Source organism: Bradyrhizobium cenepequi, from assembly GCF_020329485.1.
GTDB lineage: Bacteria > Pseudomonadota > Alphaproteobacteria > Rhizobiales > Xanthobacteraceae > Bradyrhizobium > Bradyrhizobium cenepequi.
Map to the genome: position 1 here is coordinate 1 of NZ_JAGKJI010000120.1, position 3210 is coordinate 3210.

The window sequence follows — 3210 nt, forward strand, 5'->3', positions numbered from 1 at the left end:
CCCCCGCCCGGCCTCAAAGCCCCGCCGCTCTCCTTCGCCACCCGCGTCGACGATCTCCTGTTCATCTCGGGCGGCTTCGGCGATGGCCGCGAACTGCCTGAGACGTTCGAGGCGCAGTTCGGCAATGTCGTCACCAACTTCAAGCGGGTGCTGGATGAGGCGGGCGCGACGGTTCGCGATCTCGTCAAGGTTAACGTGCTGCTGACGCGCGCCTCCGACATCGCCACGATGAACAGGCTCTATGCCGAGGCGTTCGGGCCGGCGCCTTATCCTGCACGTACCACCTGCGTGGTGGTGGCGCTGCCCGATCCGAAGATGCTGATCGAGATCGAGGGCGTCGCACACCTTCGCGCTCCATGAGCGACGCTGCTGCTCGCGAACGGCTGCCCGACCAGCTTGCCGCCGATCTGCGCCTGGTCTTCGTCGGCACCGCAGCAAGCCAGCGGTCAGCGGACCTCGGCCATTACTACGCGCATCCCGGCAATCGCTTCTGGCGCACGCTGCATCAGGTCGGCATCACGCCGCGCCGCTTTGAGCCGCATGAATTTCCGGCGCTGCTCGAATTCGGTATCGGCTTCACGGACATGTGCAAGACCGGCGCAGGCACGGACCACCAGGCGCTCGCCTTCCCCATCGATATCGAGGCGTTCCGCGAGAAGATGCTGACCTACCGGCCGAAGACCATCGCGTTCACCAGCAAGAAGGCCGCATCCCTGTTCTTCGGACGACCGACGACGGTGATCGCACTCGGCCGGCAAGCTCGGCTTTCGAATTTTCCAGATATTTTCGTGCTGGCGTCGCCATCGGGCGCAGCGTCGGGAAGCTGGTCGTTGCGACCGTGGCAGGAATTGGCCGATTGGCTGCGGTCCGATGAGAGCTCGCGTCACGAGAAAGACTTCAAGACCGGCTGATACTGCTTCAAGGCGGCGTCATGTCCGCTCTGCCAGGGGAAGCGTCCCTCGCGATCCGGCCACACGATCTGCAGGCATGGAAACGGGCGCCGGCACTTGTAGTAGAACCAGATCGCCGTTCCCAGATATCGGTCATACGCCTGCAACGGCACCTCTGCGAATGCGACCTGGCGGTCGTCCAGGATATCATCGCAGATGTCCCCAGCGACGTAGCTCCGTCCTGCGGCGGCCCGGTCGCGAACATCATTGATGATCGAGGCAGAATCACTGGACGCTAGGCCGAAGATCATCACCTCGGCGTGGCCATAGTTGAGAAACAGGCCAACTGAGAACGCATATTTCGGATTGGCGTCCCAGATGCTCACGATATGGCATCCGTGCTTGCGAATATTGCGGATAATCGTCTCGTCCGCCTCGCCTTCGATGTCAGGCCATTTGAAATCGTCAAGCATCGGCATGTCTTGTTGAGGGGAAGACGGAGGCGGCGCCTGACACCATCCTATTCCGGATCGGGCCGGATGCAATCAAAGCAATGCATCCTCTCCGTCATTGCGAGCGGAGCGAAGCAATCCATGCCTCCGCTTGCGGCACTATGGATTGCTTCGCTTCGCTCGCAATGACGATGTGGCTGTTTGAGTGCGACAAATCAACCCGACGGGCAAATCACCAAAAGTCTGTCCAGACCTTCGTGCAAAAATAAATCGCTTAACCCGTCGGGCAAATCAGTGATTTAACTCCGCCCGTCTCACCCAGATGAGGGGCGGATCGCGATCGTCACGAACGTTGCGGTGAGATGCGGTGGACGCGATGGGTGTGACTGACGAGCACGCGCATGGCGGACGGCGAAGTCGTGTGGTTCTGGCGCCCCGACGCTGGCGCTAAGTTCTGTGGATTAAGTGTCCGCGGAGTGACGGTGGCAAGAAAGCCCGGTCACCGGGAAGAGCACGAAGTAAGCCGTAAACCACTGCGCAGGGAAAGCCGGTGTTGCTCCGGTTGACCTGTGGTCCTACCCCCGTGCTTTTTGTTGCACGGGGCCCACGGGTGCGACCGGCACCCGGCTTTCCCTGCGCCCTCTATCCGATGAGAGGGTGGAAAGAAACGCAAACCTCGGGCATCTCGTGCCGCGAGAATGCGAACTCACATCCGCCGTTTGAATCAGACGTAGGATGGGTAGAGCGCAGCGAAACCCATCATTCGCGCCACTTGCTTCATCGTGATGGGTTTCGCTGCGCTCTACCCATCCTACGGGCCCGCTGTTTGACAATTGAATCTGAACCTCCCCGTCGTCTTGGCGAAGGCCAGGACCCATAACCACAGGCGTTTGTAATGTGCTCCGCTGCAACAGCTTGCTCGCATCACAACGACTACCTGTGGTTATGGGTCCCGTCTTTCGACGGGACGACGGCGGTGCGTTATTGCGAGAAGAGTAGATGGGGTAACTACAACGCGCTACTTCATCGTGATTGCAAGGCCGCTCAAATCCGCGTTCGCCATCAATCCGACCTGGTGGCCGGCGAGTTCGAGCACGGCGCCCTTCTGGTTGGTGAGCACGATGGCACGGGCGCCGCCGCCTATTGCAAGGCCCGCGCCGGCTGCGCCGTAGACGCCGGCAACATCGCTCGGACGAGTGATGTTGCTGACGCGGCCGCGCAGCACCGTCTTCGAGCCGCCGAACACCAGGCCGTAGTCGAGACCGCCGACCGACAGCGGATATCGGCGCCCGCGAAAATTCAGCACGCCGCCACCGCCGGAGCCGCCGATGATCCAGCCCGCCTTGTAGATCGTGAGCGAGACGGTGCCGCTGTCGGCATGGGCGGCCGAAGAGAGACTGGCGCCGACGAAGGCGGTCAGCGCGACCAGCACGGCACGAAAGGCGGATGGCATTTTCATAGGAAGGTCTCCGGGATTTTCTTTGAGGCATCGATGGCGATGCGGATCGATTCGCACGCTGGGAAGTGTAGCCCGGAAGGAGGATCGGCGAAGCGCATTCCTGAGCGAGAATGCGTAGCAACCATTAGATCGATAGGTTGTGGGCAATTGGATTGTCCGACGGCCGTTGAGCATGACGCCGTGCTCGCGGCCGTCAAGGCGTGGCCTGGCGGCAGCGTGGCGAGGGGAGAGATTGAGGCAACGGCCATCCTTGACGGCCACTGCGCGCGCCGTCGTGGAGACGGCAGGTCGGGACGAAGAAACGGTGCTCCGGTCGAACAAAGAAACTGGGTCAGGCAAGAGATGGGATCGCGGCTGCGGCCGCCGCCGGGGGCTTGTCGTGCCACGGCGTGCCGCGCGCCACGACGGT

General features: G+C 61.9%; 4 protein-coding genes. 2 read left to right on the plus strand and 2 right to left on the minus strand.

The window, feature by feature from the left end; translation table 11 throughout:
- Together J6497_RS40310 and J6497_RS40315 are read left to right on the plus strand one after the other, a co-directional pair.
- Nucleotides 1–360, plus strand: a 360-nt coding sequence (locus tag J6497_RS40310) for a RidA family protein (RefSeq protein WP_225709692.1), incomplete at its 5' end; no start/stop codon positions are given.
- Nucleotides 357–911 carry a mismatch-specific DNA-glycosylase gene (locus tag J6497_RS40315; protein WP_225709693.1) on the plus strand — a complete coding sequence of 185 codons (555 nt, stop codon included), beginning with the start codon at nucleotides 357–359 and terminating at the stop codon, nucleotides 909–911. The genes J6497_RS40310 and J6497_RS40315, both read left to right, overlap by 4 nt.
- Here the strand turns inward: J6497_RS40315 and J6497_RS40320 are convergent.
- Nucleotides 884–1363, minus strand: coding sequence for a DUF4262 domain-containing protein (locus J6497_RS40320; protein ID WP_225709694.1), 480 nt, complete (start codon nucleotides 1361–1363; stop codon nucleotides 884–886). The genes J6497_RS40315 and J6497_RS40320 overlap by 28 nt on opposite strands.
- A 997-nt stretch (nucleotides 1364–2360) precedes the next feature.
- A complete protein-coding gene (locus J6497_RS40325) occupies nucleotides 2361–2801 on the minus strand; it encodes a hypothetical protein (protein ID WP_225709695.1) in 441 nt (146 codons plus the stop codon).
- Nucleotides 2802–3210 lie beyond the last annotated feature (409 nt).